We start from the raw sequence: 16504 nt of genomic DNA on the forward strand, positions 1-16504 counted from the left end.
CCCCTGACGGGGTTGGCCCAATCAGGCTCGACCGCGCCGGTGGGCCAGACGGTCGGTGACGATCACCAGCGCGAGGGCCACGACCAGCAATCCCACGTAGACGATCGGCACCAGCTCGAGGCCGACACTGTCGATCAGCACCGCCCCGAGCAGGGCGCCGCCGCCGATTCCGGCGTTGAACGCGGTGGTGTAGAAGGCACTCGCGGTATCGCGGATTTGCGGGGACGCGGCGTGCAGCATTCGGGTCTGCATGAGTGGGGGGAGCATGCCGAACGCCATCCCCCAGAGCACGAACGCGATTAGCGCGACGGGCAGGGTAGCCGTGAACATCGCGAGCAGCGTCACGCTGAGGGCGGCGACCGCGAGGCCGAGGATCAAGCCGAGGCTCGGGCGCGGGCCGAAGATCGTGCCGACGAACACCAGGCCGACCGCGCCGGCCACGCCGTAGGCGAAGAGCAGCGGGGCAACGAGACCCAGGTCGACGCCGAGCCCGTCGAGCAAGAAGGGTGCAATGTAGGTGTAGAAGCTGTAATGACCGATCATGGTGATGCCGGTGATGATGCAGATCAGCACGACCGCCGGCACGGTCGCGTCGCGCGGGGATTTCGTCAGCGATTTGGCAGCGGATGCCGGCGCGCCGGTCGAGTATCGCGCCACCGGTGGCAGAAACTTCCAGACCAGTACCGCGCCGACGAGCATCAGGGCGGCGAGCACGACGAAGGAGAGCCGCCAGCCGAGCAGGTGCCCGCCCGCGGTGCCGAGCGGCACCCCGAAGACGAAGGCGAGCGTGCCGCCCGCGACGGTGATCGAGACGGCGCGACCGATCTGGACTTTCGGCACGAGGTGCCCGGCGTAGGCGCCGACCACCGACCAGAACAGGCCGTGCGCGACTCCGCCGAGCACCCGAGCGGCGACGACGAACTCATAGGTCGGAGCGACGGCGGTGAGGATGTTGCTCACCGCGAAGATGATGAGTACCACGATGATGAGGCCATGCCGCGGAAAACGGCGGGTCCAGATGGCCACCGGCGCGCTCGTGAGCACCACCGTGAACGCGAACCAGGAGACGAGCAGCCCGATCTGCGACTCGGTCACATCGAGGCTGCGACTCATTTCGGGGAGCAGGCCGGTCGGCAGCATTTCGCTGGTGACCGAAAGAAAAACGGCTGCGGACAGGGTGATCAGCCCCACCCAGGGGAACGGAGTCGGGGGTCCGGTCTTCGCGGCGGGTACGGCGGGGATCGATCCGGTGGGCAGAAAAATATTGGCGGTGTTGGTCATGGCTGCATTCGAAACTGGCAAGTCGGGGTCGACCGGTGGGACCATTCACACCGAGATCGAAGCCACTCGACTACGCGCCGACGTGCGCGCCCGGGGCCGACTTGTTCAGTGCGACCAACACGTAGTCTACCCAAACTGGCTGTCGCGGCAACTGAGCGGGCCGCGGCATCCGCTCGCGTGCCGGGTATTCTGAGCCAATGACTTCTTCGACCCCGCATCACTGGGTAATCACGCTGGTCTGTGCCGACCAGCCCGGCATCGTGCACGCCGTCAGCGGCGCGATCGTGCAGGCGAACGGCAACATCTCGGAGAGCCAGCAGTTCTCCAGCGATGACACCGGACGCTTCTTCATGCGGCTGCAGGTGCAGTCGCCGGCGACCCGGCCCGAGCTCGAGGCGGCGCTCGCGCCGGTGATCGACCGCTACCAGGCGATGTCGATCATCGACGTCGTCGGGCGTCCGCTGCGCACGCTCGTGCTCGCGTCATCGGCCGGACACTGCGTGAACGACCTGCTGTTTCGGCAGCGCGGCGGGCAGATTCCGGTAGAGATTCCGCTCGTACTGAGCAACCACGGCACGCTGCGCGACCTGGTCGGGTTCTACGGGGTGCCGTTCGAGTCGCTGCCCATAACGGATGCCGCCAGCAAGGCCAACTTCGAGGCGCGCGTGCTCGAGGCGGTCGACGAACTTGATATCGAGCTCGTCGTGCTCGCCCGCTACATGCAGATTCTGTCGCCGGAACTCTGTGCGCGGCTCAGCGGGCGGGCGATCAACATTCATCACTCGTTCCTGCCGGGGTTCAAGGGCGCGAACCCGTACCGCCAGGCGCACGCCCGCGGCGTGAAGCTCATCGGGGCGACGGCGCACTTCGTGACCGGTGACCTCGACGAGGGTCCCATCATCGAGCAGAACGTGGTGCGGGTCGACCACTCGCGCACCCCCGCAGAGCTCATCTCGATCGGGCAGGATGAGGAGAGCCGCACGCTCACCCAGGCGGTGAAGTGGTTCGCCGAGAACCGGGTGCTGCTCGACGGTGCCCGCACGATCATCTTCAAGTAGTAGTTTTTTGTGCCCGGGCCCGGGCCCGGAAACTGGGCCCATGATCTATCGTGGGCCCGCTTTCCGGGCCCGGGCCCCGTCCGCAGGGCGGCAGAGCGCATCGCTAAGATTGATGGGTGACAGATACGCGCGAACTGCCGAAAATCGGCCCCAATGACATGCTTCGGTTCGTGCTCGAACTCTTCGCCTTCATCAGCCTCGGAATCTGGGGCTTCGTCGCCTGGCCTCTCCCCTGGCCCGGCGTGCTGTTCGGCTTGGCCACCCCCGCCTTCGCTATTCTGATCTGGGCACTGTTCCGGTCGCCGAAGGCCGTTTTTCGCCTCGACGCGTTCGGTAAGGCCTTCATCGAGATCGCCATCTTCGGATCGGCCGCGATCGCCTGGTGGGACCTCGGCTTCCCCATCATCACCGTGATCTTCGCCGTCATCGCCACCGTGAGCGGTGTCATCTCGGGGCGCAAAGAGCTGCGTTAGGCCAACCACTTCACGGCGGCGGCGACATCGGTTTTCGCGATACCGTGCCCTCCGGGCCGCAGCACCTGCTCCACCCGTGCGCCGCCCTGTTCGAGCACGGTGACCAGCCTCTGCACACTCGGCAGCGGCGCCATCGGGTCACTTTCCCCGTTCACCAGCAACAGAGCGGATGCTGCCAGGTCTCCGGCAGCGACCCGTGCGGCGGTCGTGCCCTCCCCTCCGGCGGGCAGACCGTCGAGCGGATGCATGCCGGAGAACGCGATCACCCGCGCCAGCACCTCGGGGCGCAGCAGCGCCAGGGCGAGGGCGATGTTGGCGCCGTTTGAGAATCCGACGGCGACCATCGGGCGATCGCCCAACTCGTAGCGGTCACGCGCCCAGACCAGGAACCCGGCGAGGTCGTCGGCCCGGCGAGCGACGTCGTCGGTGTCGAAGACCCCCTCCGACAGGCGTCGGAACCAGCGGTTCATGCCATTCTCCTGAACCCGCCCGCGCGGGGCGAGCACGGCGGCTGTGGGGTCGAGCGCTGCGGCCAGGCGGCTGATCTGCTGCTCGTCGCCGCCGGTCCCGTGCAGCATGAGCAGTACGGGTGCGTCGGCCGAACCGGAGCGAAACAGGTGCGGCCACTCGGCATTCGCGGCGCTCATTCGAGCCGACCGCTCATCGACTGCGCGGCGACACTCATTCGGCGGCCGAGGCGGATGCTGCAACCGGCGCCGCAGCATCCGCTACGCCGGGGTTGTTCTCGGCGGGCACCCGAACGGGCAGGACCGAATTCTCGATGGCCTCACGATTGGGCTCGAGCCACGGTGGAAGTTTGAGCGACCGGCCGAGCTCGAGCAGCGGCTCGTCGATGTCGAATCCGGGGGTGTCCGTGGCGATTTCGAACAGAACCCCGCCGGGTTCGCGAAAGTAGATCGAGGTGAAGTAGTCGCGGTCGAGAATGGCCGTGACGCCGTAGCCGCGGTCGACGAGTTGCTCCCGCCACACTTTCTGGGTGGCCCGATCGGGCACCCGGAAGGCCACGTGGTGCACGGAGCCGCCGGCGGTCAAGCCCCGCTCGCCGGAGGTGTCGGCAAGGATATCAACGAGGTTTCCGGCCGCCCCATCGCCGGCGCCGACACGAATGCGACCGTCCGTTTCGGAGATCACGTGCATGCCGAGGTCGGCCGTGAGTACCTGCACGGTCTTCGCCGGATCGACCACGGAGAGCACCGAGGAGTGCTGCCCGCGAACGGCGAACTCGGCGGGAACGGATGCGGAATCCCAGGGATTGCGCGGATCCACCGTCGACGACGCCACGAGGTCGATCTGCAGCCCGTCGGGGTCGCGCAGCGAGAGGCGTTCCTCGTGTGAGGAGCGGCCCGTGATCGCGGCTTCCACTCCGATTTTCGCGAAGTGGTCCTTCCACCAGCCGAGGCTACCGGCCGGAACCGAGAACGCGGTCGTCGTCGACTGGCCGGCGCCGATGCGCCCGCTACGGATGCCGGTCCACGGAAAGAAGGTGAGGAGCGATCCTGGGCGGCCGGAATCGTCGCCGTAGTAGAGGTGATACGTGCCCGGGTCGTCGAAATTGACGGTTCTCTTGACCAAGCGCAGGCCGAGCCCGGTCACGTAGAAGTCGATGTTGCGCTGCGGGGCCCCCGCAATCGCGGTGACGTGGTGCAGTCCGCTGGTCTGGACGGTCATAGGTCTTCTCCTTTGGCGAATCAATCGTTCGATATTCATGCAAACGCATGTATATCGGATTTCATTCCCCAGATTTTCAGACGCGTCGTTCCGTCGGCATCCGCAGCGCGTAGGCGGCCGCTAAGAGCAGGAAGACCCCGCCGACAGCGAACCCGGCCGAGAACGAGAAGGTGTCAACGAGCAGGCCGGCAACCAGCGGACCGACGATGGCACCGGCATCCGCGCACATCGAGAACACTGACACCGGCCGGCCCCCGCGCGCGCCGGCGGCGTCGCCCACCGCTGCGGCGGGCGCGGTGCCCATGAACGCGGCGGCGACCCCGTAAACGCAGAGCAGGGCACCGAGCACCCAGATATTCGGCGCGAACGAGATGGCCACAATCGTCAAACCAGCCACAGCGAAAGCCCCGATGATGGCCGGTTTCCGCCCGACGGTATCGACAAACCGGGCGGCCGGAGCAAGCGCCAGCGCCTGCGCTACCGCCGCAGCGGCGAGGGCGATGCCGGTCCACGAGCTCGTACCGCCGAGCACCACGACGACGAACAGCGGAATGAGCGTCGTGCGCACCCCGAGCGAGGTCCAGCCCTGGGCGAAGTTGGCGAGGCATGCCGCGCGAAAACGCTCGTCGCGCAACACGGTGCGAAACGGCGTGCGCACAGCGGATGCGTCCGCGCCGGCCAGCGCGCTGCCCCGCCCGCCCGAGCGCAGCAGGAACAGACCAACCAGGCCGGCCACCGTCAGGGTACCGGCATAAAAGAAAAACGGAGCGGTGAGTGAGATGGTGGCGAGGAGACTACCGATCGCGGGGCCGGCCATGCCGCCGATCAGAAACCCGCCCTGGTAAAAGCCGATCGCGCGCGCGCGACGGCCCGGCTCGGCCGTGCGCAGCAGCAGCGTCATCGCCGACACCGAGAACATGGCCGAGCCGATGCCGCCCGCGCCGCGCAGCAGCAACAGTTGCAGGTAGCTATCGGCGGCGCCGACCAATCCGCTCGAGAGCGCCACGATCCCGATGCCGACGGCGAGCACGGTGCGCTCCCCCGCCCAGTCGATCAGGCGACCGCAAGCGGGGCTGAACACAAAACGCATGAGCGCGAAGGCCGAGACGACCGCACCGACCTCGAGGTTGCCCACCCCGAAGCTCTGTACATACACCGGAAGCACCGGAACGACGACGCCGAACCCGACCATCACGAAGAACGCGATGACGCCGAGCACGATCACGTCGCGATTCAGTCGGGGCTTCGGGCTGGCTGGGCTCCGTTCGGGTACAGCGGATGCCCAGGGTCGCCCCCGCATCCATCCCGCCACTCGCATCCCTCCAGCCTAAACTGCCGCGCTGGGCACCCGTTCCCTCCGTCGGGCCCACCTTACGAAACCGGGCCCATGAGCTATCATGGGCCCGGTTTCCGGGCCCGGGCCCGGTCAGCACTACCGCACGCGCGGGGCTACCGCACGACCAGCAGGCTCCGCGCCGGGCTCTTCGCGGCCGCGACTTCGTCGTTGCCGGCGTAGTGTCCGACGACCTTGTACAGGCCACGACCGAGCTTGGGCAGCGTGACGCTGCCGTGCCCGTTCGCATCGAGCGCCACGCTGAAGCTGCGCTTGTCGACGGTCACTGTGGCCGTGTCGCCGACCTCACCCTCGCTGGTGACAGTGATCGACGCGGTGACTCGGCTGGAGAAGAACACGGCCCGGTGGCTCAGAGTCACCGCGACCTGAGCGTCATACTTCACCACGACTCCGGCCGAGGACGCCGAGGTGCTCGTCCCGTCGGCGGCCGTCGCGGTCACGACCACGGTCAGGGTTGCTCCGGCGAGCGCCTCGGTCGGCGTGAATGTCGACGAGGCAGCTCCGGCAATGTCGACGCCATCGCTCTGCCACTGATAGCCGTACGAGAGGCTATCGGGACTCCAATCTCCCGGGTCTGCGGTCAACGTGGAGCCGACCTCTGCTGTGCCCGACACGCTCGGAGCCACGATGTTCACCGGGCCATCCGTTTCGCCGCCCTCGCTCGCCGCGATGGCGAGAATCGTCGACGCTGAACTGTCGCCGTAGTCGACGACACCGAGGTACGGCGTGTTCGGCACGAGGCCGGCCCAGCTCAGCGAGTACGTGATCGGAACGCCCTGCGGACCCTCGATCGCCGGCGGCGTCGCCGTGAACCCATTGCTGGGCTCCCCCGACGAGACCGAGAAGGTATTCACGTCGAACGCGGTCGTACCGTTAAAGACGTCCACGACGACCTGATAGAAACCGGCTTCGGGGTCGTCCAGGTCCACGCGCTCGTCGGCCGAACCGGTGGCCGACTGCCAGCCGGCGACCGGGTCGCCACCAGCACCATCAAGGAGGAACACGAACAGGTCAAGGTCCGTCGAATCATCGACGGCATCCAGGTCGAATCGGGCCAGCCGGCCTTCCTGAATCTCCACCTCGTAAGCGAACTGATCGCCGGTCGTACCCGCATCGGTGTGCGGGCTGAACGGGTCGTCGGCGTTGTTCTGGTGCACCCCGTTGGCGAGGCCCCTGAGGTTCAGCGCCACCGGCTCTGAGCCGCCGGGCGCCACGGTCACGTCGACCGTGCCGTCCACGCCGGCGCCGACCACTTCGGTCGGGGCGACGACGGTGACCGGGCGAACGGCGATCGGGCTGTGCACCACGTCGAAGAAGTCGCCGGGGTCACCCGATCCGCCGTTGCCGAAGCCCCAGTCCAGCGAGCCGGTCGCGTAGACGTCGAGCGGGGCATCCGTTCGGGTGAAGGTCACCGTGTAACTCTGCTGCTCGCCGACCGCAGCGAACGTCATCTCGGCCGGAGAGACAACGGCGTTGATGCCGGGAATCTCGATCGGGGTGGCGGTGTAGGTGCCTGTCCGAACGGCAGTCACCGTGCGGGTGATGGTCTCCGGCGCGGTCAGGGCTCCGATCTGAATGGACGGCAGGTTCAGGTTGCTCGCGTCGATCGGCTCCACGCCGGCATCGAACCCGATCCCCTGCAGGTAGGCCAGCCAGTCGGCCGGGCCGCTCTGGTAGACCAGGCCGGGAAAGTCGAAGGACGAGGGATTGACCTGCCCCGCGCCCTGCGCGAACGGGTCGGTCACCCGGTCCCCGTTGGCGTCGACCGTGTCCTTCGCGGTCGTCATCATGACCGATTTAATCTCGGACGGAGTCGCGAGCGGCCGAAAGCCCAAAATCAGTGCGGCCAGGCCGGCGATGTGCGGGCTGGCCATCGAGGTACCCGACAGAAACTGGAACGTCGGGTCGCCGCCGGCCGCATTGGGTCCGTCGGCCAGGATGCTGACACCGGGTGCGGCGATATCGGGCTTGAGCAGGTCGCCGCCGTCGGCGGTCACCGGCCCACGGGAAGAGAACCCGGCCACCTGGGGCACCGGAGTCTGCTCGGCGGTGGCGTTGTCTGGCGTGAACGTGACCGTCGCGCCCTCCGTTGCCGCGTAGGCGAAGACCGGGTCGAAGGCGGGAGCGTCGAGGTGGATGCTCGGCACCGAGTGTTCGTCTGTGCTGACGTCGGCCGGTGTGCGGTTGACCAGCAGCATGCCGCTGCCGCCCGCCCGCAGCACCTCGGCCGACTTGGCCACCCGATCGTAGACGCCGCGTTGGCAGAAGACGATGTCGCCGGCCACCTTGGCCGGGTCGAGTGAATCCGGCGCGCAGAGCAGCGCGTCGGCCGGGTCGAAGCCGTCCACCGATACGAGGTCGGCCCGCACCAGATCGCCGAAGAGTGGGGTGGCTCCCGGCGTGCGGTCGACCGTGATCGAGGCGCCCACATACTGCGAGCCGTCACCCAGGGTGGCCGTCGCTTCATAGGACGGGATGGTGGTCGCAGCGACCGTGGTGATCCACGGTGACGCGTTGTCGAGGGTCGACGCCGTCGGTCCGGCATTGCCGGCCGAAGCGGCCACGAAGATACCGGCTGCCGCCGCGCCGAGGAAGGCCTGGTCGGTCGGAGAGAACGTGGTCTGGGCCGGGCCGCCGCCGATCGAATAGTTGATCACGTCAACGCCGTCGGAGATGGCTTGGTCGATGGCCCGCAGAATATCGGTGTCTGTACAGCCGTCATCGGTCGTGACCGAGTTGTCGGGGCCGGACCAGCACACCTTGTAGGCGGCGATCTTGGCGGCCGGGGCCACGCCCGAAATGACGCCGAAGTCGACGCCGTTCACATTCGCTGCAACGTCGACGTTGCCGCCGGCGGTGCTCGCGGTGTGCGAACCGTGGCCGTCACCGTCGCGCGGGGAGACATATTCACCCGTTACCGCCGTGCCGATCTGGTCGGCGCCGAACCCGTCGAGAAAGTAGCGCGCTCCGATCACCTTGGTGTTGCAGGCCGTCGCTGTGAACTGTTCGCCGGCCTGGCAGGTTCCGGTGAAGGTGGTTCCGTCGGCCTTGTTCATGGTGATCGTGTCACCGTTAAGCCACGGCTCGGAGCCGGGGGTCGTGCCGAGTTCCGAGCCGGCGAAGGAGGGGTTCTCCGGGGCGATACCGGTGTCGAGCACACCGATCACAACGCCCTTGCCGGCCTCACTCGATCCGCCCAGCTTGGACCACAGTCCGGTCGGCCCGCTCAGCCGGAGAAAGTCGGTCGACGACTCGGCGGTCACGTGCCGGAGGGCGTCGGGGACGACCGACACCACGTTCTTCTTCACGGCGAGCGCCGCGGCCTGCTTTCCGGTCAGCTGCGCGGCGAACCCGTTGACCGCGAGCGTGTAGGAATACCCCACGGTCGCATCAACGGATGCCGCCACCTCCCGCTGCACCCGGGTGAGATAGTTCTGGTAGGTCTCGGCCGAGCGGCTTTGGGCGTCGAGCTTGGCTCCGGCGCCCGGCATCGTCGCCGAGAAACCGTTGACCCCGCCCTGATACAGCGCGACAGCCTCGTCGCTGAGGGTCACGATGTAGCGGTCAGCGGTGAAGTCCATCCGCTGCCCGCCTGGGGCGGCAATGCTGCCGGCCAGGCCGTTAGCGGCCGGCACAGCGCCGGCGGGAATGGTTCCGCCGACGAGTACAGAAGCGCCCACCAGGGCGAGGGTGACGGTGGCCGCGATTGTGGCGCGGCGGCGCGTACGGGAGGTCGGCGCCGGGTTCAGCGCTGAATCCGGCGCAGACATCGTGCGCCTAAAGAAAGAACTCACGTGGGTGTCCAATCCGATAACGGTGCGGGGTGGTCTCGTTCCACAGCAGGAACGGTTCGCTGCCCCGATGCGCGGGACAGTTCGCTCGTGACCGTAGCGCGCTCGCCGCCCCCCGGATAGGGGCATTCTCCCGCCCGGCCGGGCCTCGCCGGCGCGCCCCGGCTGCCGCGCGGCCCAGCTCGCGCACGGTCAGTGGGCGATGGCCGCCGCCGATTCGACCGCGGCCGGTGCCGAACCGACCGGCGTCCGCCGCGCCGCCGCCACGTCCCGCCGACCACCGATCGCCCGCAGCGCGTTCAGAATCGTCACGAGGTCGACGGCCTCCTGGCTGATCGCGCCGACGGTCGCCGGAATCAGTCCGAACGCCGCCACCACCATGAGCATGACGCTCAGGGCAATGCCGAGCCAGATGCTCTGCAAGGCCACCCGCACGGTGTCCTTACCAATGCGCACGGCTCGCACGGTGCGGGAGATATCGTCGAGCAGGATAACCACGTCGGCCGATTCGCTCGCCGCCGTCGAACCCTTCGCACCCATCGCGATTCCCACGTCGGCGACGGCCAGCACGGGAGCGTCATTGACACCGTCCCCGACCATGATCACCGGCCGTCGGGTGAGCGCCCGCACCGCCTCGACCTTGTCGCTCGGCAGGCAATCCGCGCGCACGTGCACGATACCCACCTGGCCGGCCACGTGCTGGGCGGTGGCGCGCGCATCGCCGGTGAGCATGAGGTTCTCCCGCACACCGAGGCGTGCGAGGTCGGCGACCGTCTGGCGTGCATTGTCGCGCACCCGGTCGCTCGCCACGATGCTGCCGGCGAACCGTCCGTCAATGGCCAGGTACATAGCCAGCTCGCCGCCGGCGAGGTGGGTGGCCGTCGCATCCGCTGCGCCGTCATGGATGAACGCGAGCTTGCCGACCCGCACCAGGCCGGCCCCGAACCGGGCCTCGACGCCGAAGGTCGCGGCCTCGCTCGCCGAGTCCGCGGTGTGCAGCTCGAGACCGCGCTCGTGAGCGGCCGCAATAACGGATGCCGCCAGCACGTGACTCGAATACTGCTCGGCCGACGCCGCGAGGGTCAGCAGCTCGTCGGCGGTGAAGCCCGATTCGGGGCGCACCTCGGTGATCGTGGGCGTGCCACAGGTGAGGGTGCCGGTCTTGTCGAAGACGACCGTTTTGGCACGGGAGAGCGCTTCGAGCACCCCGGCGCCCTTCACGATGATGCCGTTGCGGGCTGCTCGACTCATGCCACCCATGAACGCCACCGGAGCGGCCAGCAGCAGTGGGCACGGTGTCGCCACCACGAGCACCTCGGCGAACCGCACCGGGTCGCCGGAGAGGGCCCAGGCCAGTCCGGCGAGGGCGAGCGAGCCGGCGGTGAACGGTACCGCGTAACGGTCGGCGAGCCGCACCACCGGTGCCTTGCTTTTCGACGCCTCGTCGACGAGGGCGATGATGTGCTGGTACTGGCTGTTCGCGGCGGTCGCCGTCGCGACGATCGTGGCGGCGACCTGCCCGTTGATCGAGCCGCTGAGCACCCCGTCACCGGCCGCTCGCTCCACCGGAAGGCTCTCGCCGGTGAGCGAGGACTCGTCGAACGCGGCGCTGTCACTGTGCAGCTGCCCGTCGACGGGCACGATCTCCGAGGGGCGAACGAGCAGCAGATCCCCCACGCGTACCTCGGTGGCGGGCACATCCACTGCCTCACCCGAGTCGGGGTCGAGTCGATGCGCGATTTGCGGGGCACGTTTCAGCAGCGCATCGAGTTCCCGCGCCGCCCGTCCAGCGGCGAAGTCTTCAAGGGCCGCCCCGCCGGCGATCATGAGCACAATGAGCAGGGTCGCCACGTATTCGCCGACGAGGATGGTCGCGACGATCGCGATGATCGCGAGCACATCGATGCCCAGGCTGCCTCGGCGCAGGCGACGCAGCATCCCCACGAATTCAATCAGTGCGATGACGAGGCCGTAACCGCTGAACAGCCACTGCACGGCACTGGCCGCATCGACGGCCCACAGGGCAAGGCCGAGGAGCCCGACGACGATCGTCGCCGAAACAACGGGATACCTCAGAGCGAATGCCGGGATGCGGGTCATGGACTGAGTCTGGCCCCTGCGCACGCCGGCCGCCACCTGTGTGGGCGCAGTCCCACGCACCGACATCCGCTCGTGAACGCACGAATGCCCCGACCAGGAGTGGTCAGGGCCTTCGTAGTACGGCTGGTGCGGCGTGGACGGCTGGTGCCGACTACGCCAGGCGGGTCTGCAGGTTCTCGGCGAGCGAGGCGAGGAACTCTTCGGTGGTCTGGTAGCCCTGGTCCGGGCCGACCAGGAGCGCGAGGTCCTTGGTCATCTTGCCGCTTTCGACGGTCTTGATGACGACGTCTTCGAGGGTCAGCGCGAACTCGGCCAGGGCCGGGTTGTTGTCAAGCTTCGCGCGGTGCGACAGGCCGCGGGTCCAGGCGTAGATCGACGCGATCGGGTTGGTCGAAGTGGGCTTGCCGAGCTGGTGCTGGCGGTAGTGACGCGTCACGGTGCCGTGAGCGGCCTCCGCTTCGACGATCTTGCCGTCGGGGGTGGAGAGCACGCTGGTCATGAGGCCGAGCGAGCCGAAACCCTGGGCGACGGTGTCGGACTGAACGTCGCCGTCATAGTTCTTGCAGGCCCAGAGGTAGCCGCCCTCCCACTTCATGGCCGAGGCGACCATGTCATCGATGAGGCGGTGCTCGTAGCTGAGGCCGGCCGCTTCATAGGCGGTCTTGAACTCGGCGTCGAAGATGTCCTGGAAGATGTCCTTGAAACGACCGTCGTAGGCCTTGAGGATGGTGTTCTTGGTTGAGAGGAAGACGGGCACGTTGCGCTCGAGGCCGTAGGCCAGGGTGGCGCGAGCGAAGTCGGTGATCGACGAGTCGAGGTTGTACATGCCCATGGCGACGCCGTCGCCGGGAGCCTCGAACACCTCGAACGTCGACGGCTCACTGCCGTCCTGCGGGGTGAAGGTCATGCTGAGCGTGCCCTTGCCCTTGAAGCGAAAGTTGGTGGCCTTGTACTGGTCGCCGTAGGCGTGGCGGCTGATGATGATCGGCTTATTCCAACCCGGAACCAGGCGCGGAATATTGGAGATGACGATCGGCTCGCGAAAGATGGTACCGCCGAGGATGTTGCGGATGGTGCCGTTCGGCGAGAGCCACATCTTCTTGAGGCCGAACTCTTCCACCCGGGCTTCGTCGGGGGTGATGGTCGCGCACTTCACGCCGACGCCGTGCTTCTGGATAGCGTGGGCGGCGTCGATCGTGACCTGGTCGTTGGTTTCGTCGCGCTTCTGAATCGAGAGATCGTAGTACTCGAGGTCGATGTCGAGGTACGGGTGGATGAGCGTTTCCTTGATGGCGTGCCAGATGATGCGGGTCATCTCGTCGCCATCGAGCTCGACAACAGTTCCCTCAACCTTGATCTTCGACAAAAATTTCTCCTCTTTACTCAGTGTGGCCGTCACGACCATCGTCAAGCTTACTAGAAGCACGCAACTATCTTGACATCGAGATAAATTTGCAAGTGACAAGTGAATTGCGCCGTCGAAGCGCTGCTCGACTACCGGCGACCCCCGGGCGCACGTTAGCCTGATCACATGGGTGAGCTGACGCTGGAAGAACTATCCGCACGTAACATCGTTGCGGCCAACAACCTGAGCCTGAAGCCGGGCCAGGAGCAATTCATCGCGCCGGTTTCGTATTCGGTCGCCGCGTCGGTGATCAACCCGGCCACCTCGTGGCAGCGCGTGGTACTTCTCGATGGTGTCGTCGCGGGTTTCATCCACGGCAACTTCGACCCAAACTCCGAGCACGAAGAGTTTCGCGCCTGCATCTGGCGCATCAATGTCAACGCGGAGATTCAGGGGCAGGGCGTCGGTAAGTTCGCCGCCGAAGCGCTGGCCGCTGAAGCACGCGACCGTGGTTTCGACCACGTCAACGTCATTTGGGAGCCCGGCGCCGACGGCCCGGAGGCCTTCTTCCACCGGCTCGGTTTCGTCGATGTCGGCGAAACCCAGTACGGCGAAATCATCGGCTCACTGAAGCTGTAGTTTTTTCGGTGAGTGAGCCCGATGACTTCGTGTCGCGGGTGCTCGGCGTGGTCGACGCCATCCCGCCCGGGCGAGTGATGACCTACGGCGGCGTGGCCGCGCAGCTCGGTTCCCGCGCGGCCCGCGCCGTCGGGCTGGTGTTAGCGCGGTACGGCTCTGATGTGGCCTGGTGGCGGGTGATTCGCGCCGGCGGTCATCCGCCGATCGGGCATGAAGCCCAGGCCCTGCCGCACTATCGCGCCGAGAACACGCCGTTGCTCTGGTCGAAAATAACGTCCGCGAAAACGGATGCTGCCTACCGCGTCGACTACGCCGCCGCCCGCTGGTCACCGCTCGCGTAACGCCGGTCTAGTTCTGATCACCAGGGACCGGTTCGGTCGGGCCCTGGTCCAGCCGGAACGGCGGGTATTCGTCGCGCATCAGCGCCGTGTACGTGACAACGCGGAAGACCCAGCGGTTGACGCCCATGATGAAGCTGAACAGCGGCCGCTGGTACCGACCGGTGAACAGCAGGATGACCCCGGCGACCACCACGAGCACGCCGAGCAGCGAGACGCCGTCCGTTCCGCCGGTGCCCACTCCGTCATCTCCGCGCCACGGGTAGGCCCAGGTCGACATGCCGCCGACGAGAACCGTGAGCAGCACGAGGTGCGGGATGGCGAGCAGCCACGACTTCACGAGCACGAGTCCGCGCGACAGGCGTTCGGGATATTCGACGTCGAAGTCGGCCGGGTAGTCGGTGCGCGCAAGCGTGAACGGCGGGTAGCGGTCGGTGCCAATGGCGGAGTAAGCGTAGAACGACACCCGCCAGCTCCAGCGCAGCACGCCCACGTTGAAGTAAAAGATCGAGCGCGGGTAGCGACCGGTGAACAGGATCGCGAACGCCGCCACGATCGTCGTCACGATGAACGCGAACCACAGGCAGGCGAGCAGCACGAAGTGCGGAATCGCGAGCAGCCACTTGATCAGCCACAGGCCGCGCGAGAGCACGGGGTCGAGGTGGCCGGTCAGCGCCGCCGGATACACCGGCTTCAGCGACGCGCCCATCTCAACGGAGGCCCGTGCCATGGCCGCCGCCCCACCCAGCGGCGGGGTGATCGGGGCTGTCGCATCCACTCGGCCAAAGGCGGGCGGCTGCGGTGACGCGCCAGCGGCACCGGGCGTGCGTGGCGCCGGCGCGAGCTGCCGGCCGAGGCCGATTGCTCCGGCGACGACCAGAAAGACACCGATCAGAAAGAGGATGCCGCCACCCACGAGAAGTCCCACCGCGATCGGTCCGAGCAGGTCGGTGTGCACGCCGGCGGCGAGGTTCACCGCGACTCCCGGGCTCGCGTCAGCGTTCATGACGACGACGGACCAGTTGCCCGCAGCGGGCTTCCAGGTGATCTCCTGGGTGCCGGCGCCCGAGGCAGATTCGGTCCAGAAACTTTCGTCGGAGGGAGCGCCCGGCGTTTGGGTTCCGGGGACGTTGAGGTAGTCGCCCCGAAACGGCCGGCTCTCCACCTCGCGCAGTTCGCTGTGGTTCACGTCGGCGAGATACGCTTCGACGTCGGCGCGGGGCGCGATGCCGATGAACACGTCCCGGTCGGAGTCGACCGCGGACGCTTGCAGGCGCAGGGTGGCGATGTCGAATCCGACACCGGTCGGCACTCCGAAGTCAATTCCGACATCGAGTTTCGGCGAGGTGATCGCATAGGAGTCGACGGCGAAGGTCTCGGCCTGTGACGTGAAGTAGCCGTCATCCTGCTGCGACGCCGTCACAACGGCGAGCGCCGTTCCGCCCGTGAGCATGCCGGCGCCGACCAGCCCCAGCACGGTGCCCAGGATGAGCATGATGATCGCTCCGGGTCGCGCTCCGGAGCGCGCACGCCGTGTCGAGTCGGGCGGGGTCTGGTCGGGCGGGGTCTGATCGGGCGGGGTCTGATCGGGCGGGGTCTGGTTGGAAAGCTGATTGGGTGATGTGATACCGCTCATCGTCTGGCAGCCTTTCTGGTGCGGTGCATGCGGAAGGACCACAGGTGCGCCTCCAGCATCCCGTACCTCCCCTGATCGCACTAGTGACCAAAGACCCGACAAGTGGCTCGCGCCCAGCCTCCCGCCCATCTTCCCGCTCAGCGGATGCTTCGGCCGCACGGCCGGCTCATGCACCAGCTCCAACTCGCAGCTCCCATGGCCAGCGCCGGCGGCCAGCGCCTGTGCAGGCCGCCAGCCCGGTGCTACCGTGCTGGCATGCACAGCGATCCGGTCGTCACCAACCCCCAGTTCTACCGGGTGATCTTCGAGAACGAGCGGGTGCGGGTGCTCGAATACCTCGACCGGCCCGGCGACGAAACCACGCCGCACCGGCACCCCGACAGCGTCATGTTCACCCTGACCGCCTTCCAGCGGCGTCTGTCCAGCGGCGGCCGGTCCGTCGACGTCGACCTGCCGGAGGGCGAGGCGCGGTGGCTCCCCGCCCAGGTACATTCCGGGGCGAACATCGGCGACACCGCAACCCACACCATCTTCGTGGAGCTCAAAGAGCCCGCCCCGATCCCGGTCACCCCCGGCCCATCCGAGCCCCTTGGCCCTCTCCCCTAAGCCGTCTCACGGTGCCGCGGGACTTGCGCCACTGCGCGGGAGGCGCAACTCGCACGCACTGGCGCAGGTCCAGCGTGTCGCGTGGCCGCGCGATGTCAAGCTGAGTGGAGTCACTCGGGTTAGTTTTTGACGCCGGTGTCGGGAAGATGATTGATCCCGACGATGCCGGCTGGTGCCGGCGTTGTGGGGCGTGC

13 protein-coding genes are annotated in these 16504 nt (G+C 67.4%); 5 read left to right on the top strand and 8 right to left on the bottom strand.

What is annotated here, in order from left to right; all coding sequences use genetic code 11:
• Window positions 1-21: 21 nt before the first annotated feature.
• Window positions 22-1281, bottom strand: coding sequence for an MFS transporter (locus E3O06_RS09215; protein WP_134502977.1), 1260 nt, complete (start codon window positions 1279-1281; stop codon window positions 22-24).
• A gap of 197 nt (window positions 1282-1478) precedes the next feature.
• Between E3O06_RS09215 and purU the strand changes: the two genes are divergently transcribed.
• Complete coding sequence (gene purU, locus E3O06_RS09220; RefSeq protein WP_134502979.1) at window positions 1479-2339, top strand: formyltetrahydrofolate deformylase; 861 nt, start codon at window positions 1479-1481, stop codon at window positions 2337-2339.
• Window positions 2340-2455: 116 nt separating this feature from the next.
• The gene (locus E3O06_RS09225) at window positions 2456-2812 is read left to right on the top strand and encodes a YrdB family protein (RefSeq protein WP_241980011.1); all 357 of its coding nucleotides are present in this window, start codon (window positions 2456-2458) and stop codon (window positions 2810-2812) included.
• Here E3O06_RS09225 and E3O06_RS09230 read toward each other — a convergent pair.
• From E3O06_RS09230 to E3O06_RS09255, 6 genes are all read right to left on the bottom strand, one after another.
• Window positions 2809-3459 (bottom strand): alpha/beta hydrolase, encoded by a 651-nt coding sequence (locus tag E3O06_RS09230; protein ID WP_134502982.1) that lies wholly within the window; start codon window positions 3457-3459, stop codon window positions 2809-2811. The two genes, E3O06_RS09225 and E3O06_RS09230, sit on opposite strands and share 4 nt — an antisense overlap.
• 34 nt (window positions 3460-3493) lie before the next feature.
• Window positions 3494-4501: a ring-cleaving dioxygenase gene (locus E3O06_RS09235; protein WP_134502985.1), complete on the bottom strand. Its 1008-nt coding sequence runs from the start codon at window positions 4499-4501 to the stop codon at window positions 3494-3496.
• A gap of 76 nt (window positions 4502-4577) precedes the next feature.
• Window positions 4578-5819: an MFS transporter gene (locus tag E3O06_RS09240; RefSeq protein ID WP_241980013.1), complete on the bottom strand. Its 1242-nt coding sequence runs from the start codon at window positions 5817-5819 to the stop codon at window positions 4578-4580.
• A 131-nt stretch (window positions 5820-5950) separates the two neighbouring features.
• The gene (locus tag E3O06_RS09245) at window positions 5951-9625 is read right to left on the bottom strand and encodes a S8 family serine peptidase (protein ID WP_134502989.1); all 3675 of its coding nucleotides are present in this window, start codon (window positions 9623-9625) and stop codon (window positions 5951-5953) included.
• Between the two features lie 213 nt (window positions 9626-9838).
• Entirely contained in the window at window positions 9839-11746 is a 1908-nt protein-coding gene (locus tag E3O06_RS09250; protein ID WP_134502992.1) for a heavy metal translocating P-type ATPase, read from the bottom strand.
• Window positions 11747-11897: 151 nt separating this feature from the next.
• Entirely contained in the window at window positions 11898-13112 is a 1215-nt protein-coding gene (locus E3O06_RS09255) for an NADP-dependent isocitrate dehydrogenase (protein ID WP_092107621.1), read from the bottom strand.
• 165 nt (window positions 13113-13277) lie between these two features.
• Between E3O06_RS09255 and E3O06_RS09260 the strand changes: the two genes are divergently transcribed.
• Together E3O06_RS09260 and E3O06_RS09265 are read left to right on the top strand one after the other, a co-directional pair.
• Entirely contained in the window at window positions 13278-13730 is a 453-nt protein-coding gene (locus E3O06_RS09260; RefSeq protein ID WP_134502995.1) for a GNAT family N-acetyltransferase, read from the top strand.
• A gap of 8 nt (window positions 13731-13738) precedes the next feature.
• On the top strand, window positions 13739-14071 hold the full coding sequence (locus E3O06_RS09265) for an MGMT family protein (protein WP_134502997.1): 333 nt from the start codon (window positions 13739-13741) through the stop codon (window positions 14069-14071).
• Window positions 14072-14078: 7 nt separating this feature from the next.
• Here E3O06_RS09265 and E3O06_RS09270 read toward each other — a convergent pair whose 3' ends face one another.
• Window positions 14079-15704 (bottom strand): DUF4389 domain-containing protein, encoded by a 1626-nt coding sequence (locus tag E3O06_RS09270; RefSeq protein WP_241980015.1) that lies wholly within the window; start codon window positions 15702-15704, stop codon window positions 14079-14081.
• Between the two features lie 255 nt (window positions 15705-15959).
• Here E3O06_RS09270 and E3O06_RS09275 point away from each other — a divergent pair, with 255 nt between their 5' ends.
• Window positions 15960-16310 carry a cupin domain-containing protein gene (locus E3O06_RS09275; protein ID WP_134502999.1) on the top strand — a complete coding sequence of 117 codons (351 nt, stop codon included), beginning with the start codon at window positions 15960-15962 and terminating at the stop codon, window positions 16308-16310.
• The last annotated feature ends 194 nt before the right edge of the window (window positions 16311-16504 follow it).

The organism is Cryobacterium glaciale, assembly GCF_004402535.1.
In the GTDB taxonomy this organism is placed as follows: Bacteria; Actinomycetota; Actinomycetes; order Actinomycetales; family Microbacteriaceae; genus Cryobacterium; species Cryobacterium glaciale.

Excerpts from the sequence above, each read along its gene's own strand:
- E3O06_RS09215 (WP_134502977.1), bottom strand. The coding sequence starts at position 1,281 with ATGACCAACACCGCCAATATTTTTCTGCCCACCGGATCGATCCCCGCC.
- purU (WP_134502979.1), top strand. The coding sequence starts at position 1,479 with ATGACTTCTTCGACCCCGCATCACTGGGTAATCACGCTGGTCTGTGCC.
- E3O06_RS09230 (WP_134502982.1), bottom strand. The coding sequence starts at position 3,459 with ATGAGCGCCGCGAATGCCGAGTGGCCGCACCTGTTTCGCTCCGGTTCG.
- E3O06_RS09235 (WP_134502985.1), bottom strand. The coding sequence starts at position 4,501 with ATGACCGTCCAGACCAGCGGACTGCACCACGTCACCGCGATTGCGGGG.
- E3O06_RS09240 (WP_241980013.1), bottom strand. The coding sequence starts at position 5,819 with ATGCGAGTGGCGGGATGGATGCGGGGGCGACCCTGGGCATCCGCTGTA.
- E3O06_RS09245 (WP_134502989.1), bottom strand. The coding sequence starts at position 9,625 with ATGTCTGCGCCGGATTCAGCGCTGAACCCGGCGCCGACCTCCCGTACG.
- E3O06_RS09250 (WP_134502992.1), bottom strand. The coding sequence starts at position 11,746 with ATGACCCGCATCCCGGCATTCGCTCTGAGGTATCCCGTTGTTTCGGCG.
- E3O06_RS09260 (WP_134502995.1), top strand. The coding sequence starts at position 13,278 with ATGGGTGAGCTGACGCTGGAAGAACTATCCGCACGTAACATCGTTGCG.
- E3O06_RS09270 (WP_241980015.1), bottom strand. The coding sequence starts at position 15,704 with ATGAGCGGTATCACATCACCCAATCAGCTTTCCAACCAGACCCCGCCC.
- E3O06_RS09275 (WP_134502999.1), top strand. The coding sequence starts at position 15,960 with ATGCACAGCGATCCGGTCGTCACCAACCCCCAGTTCTACCGGGTGATC.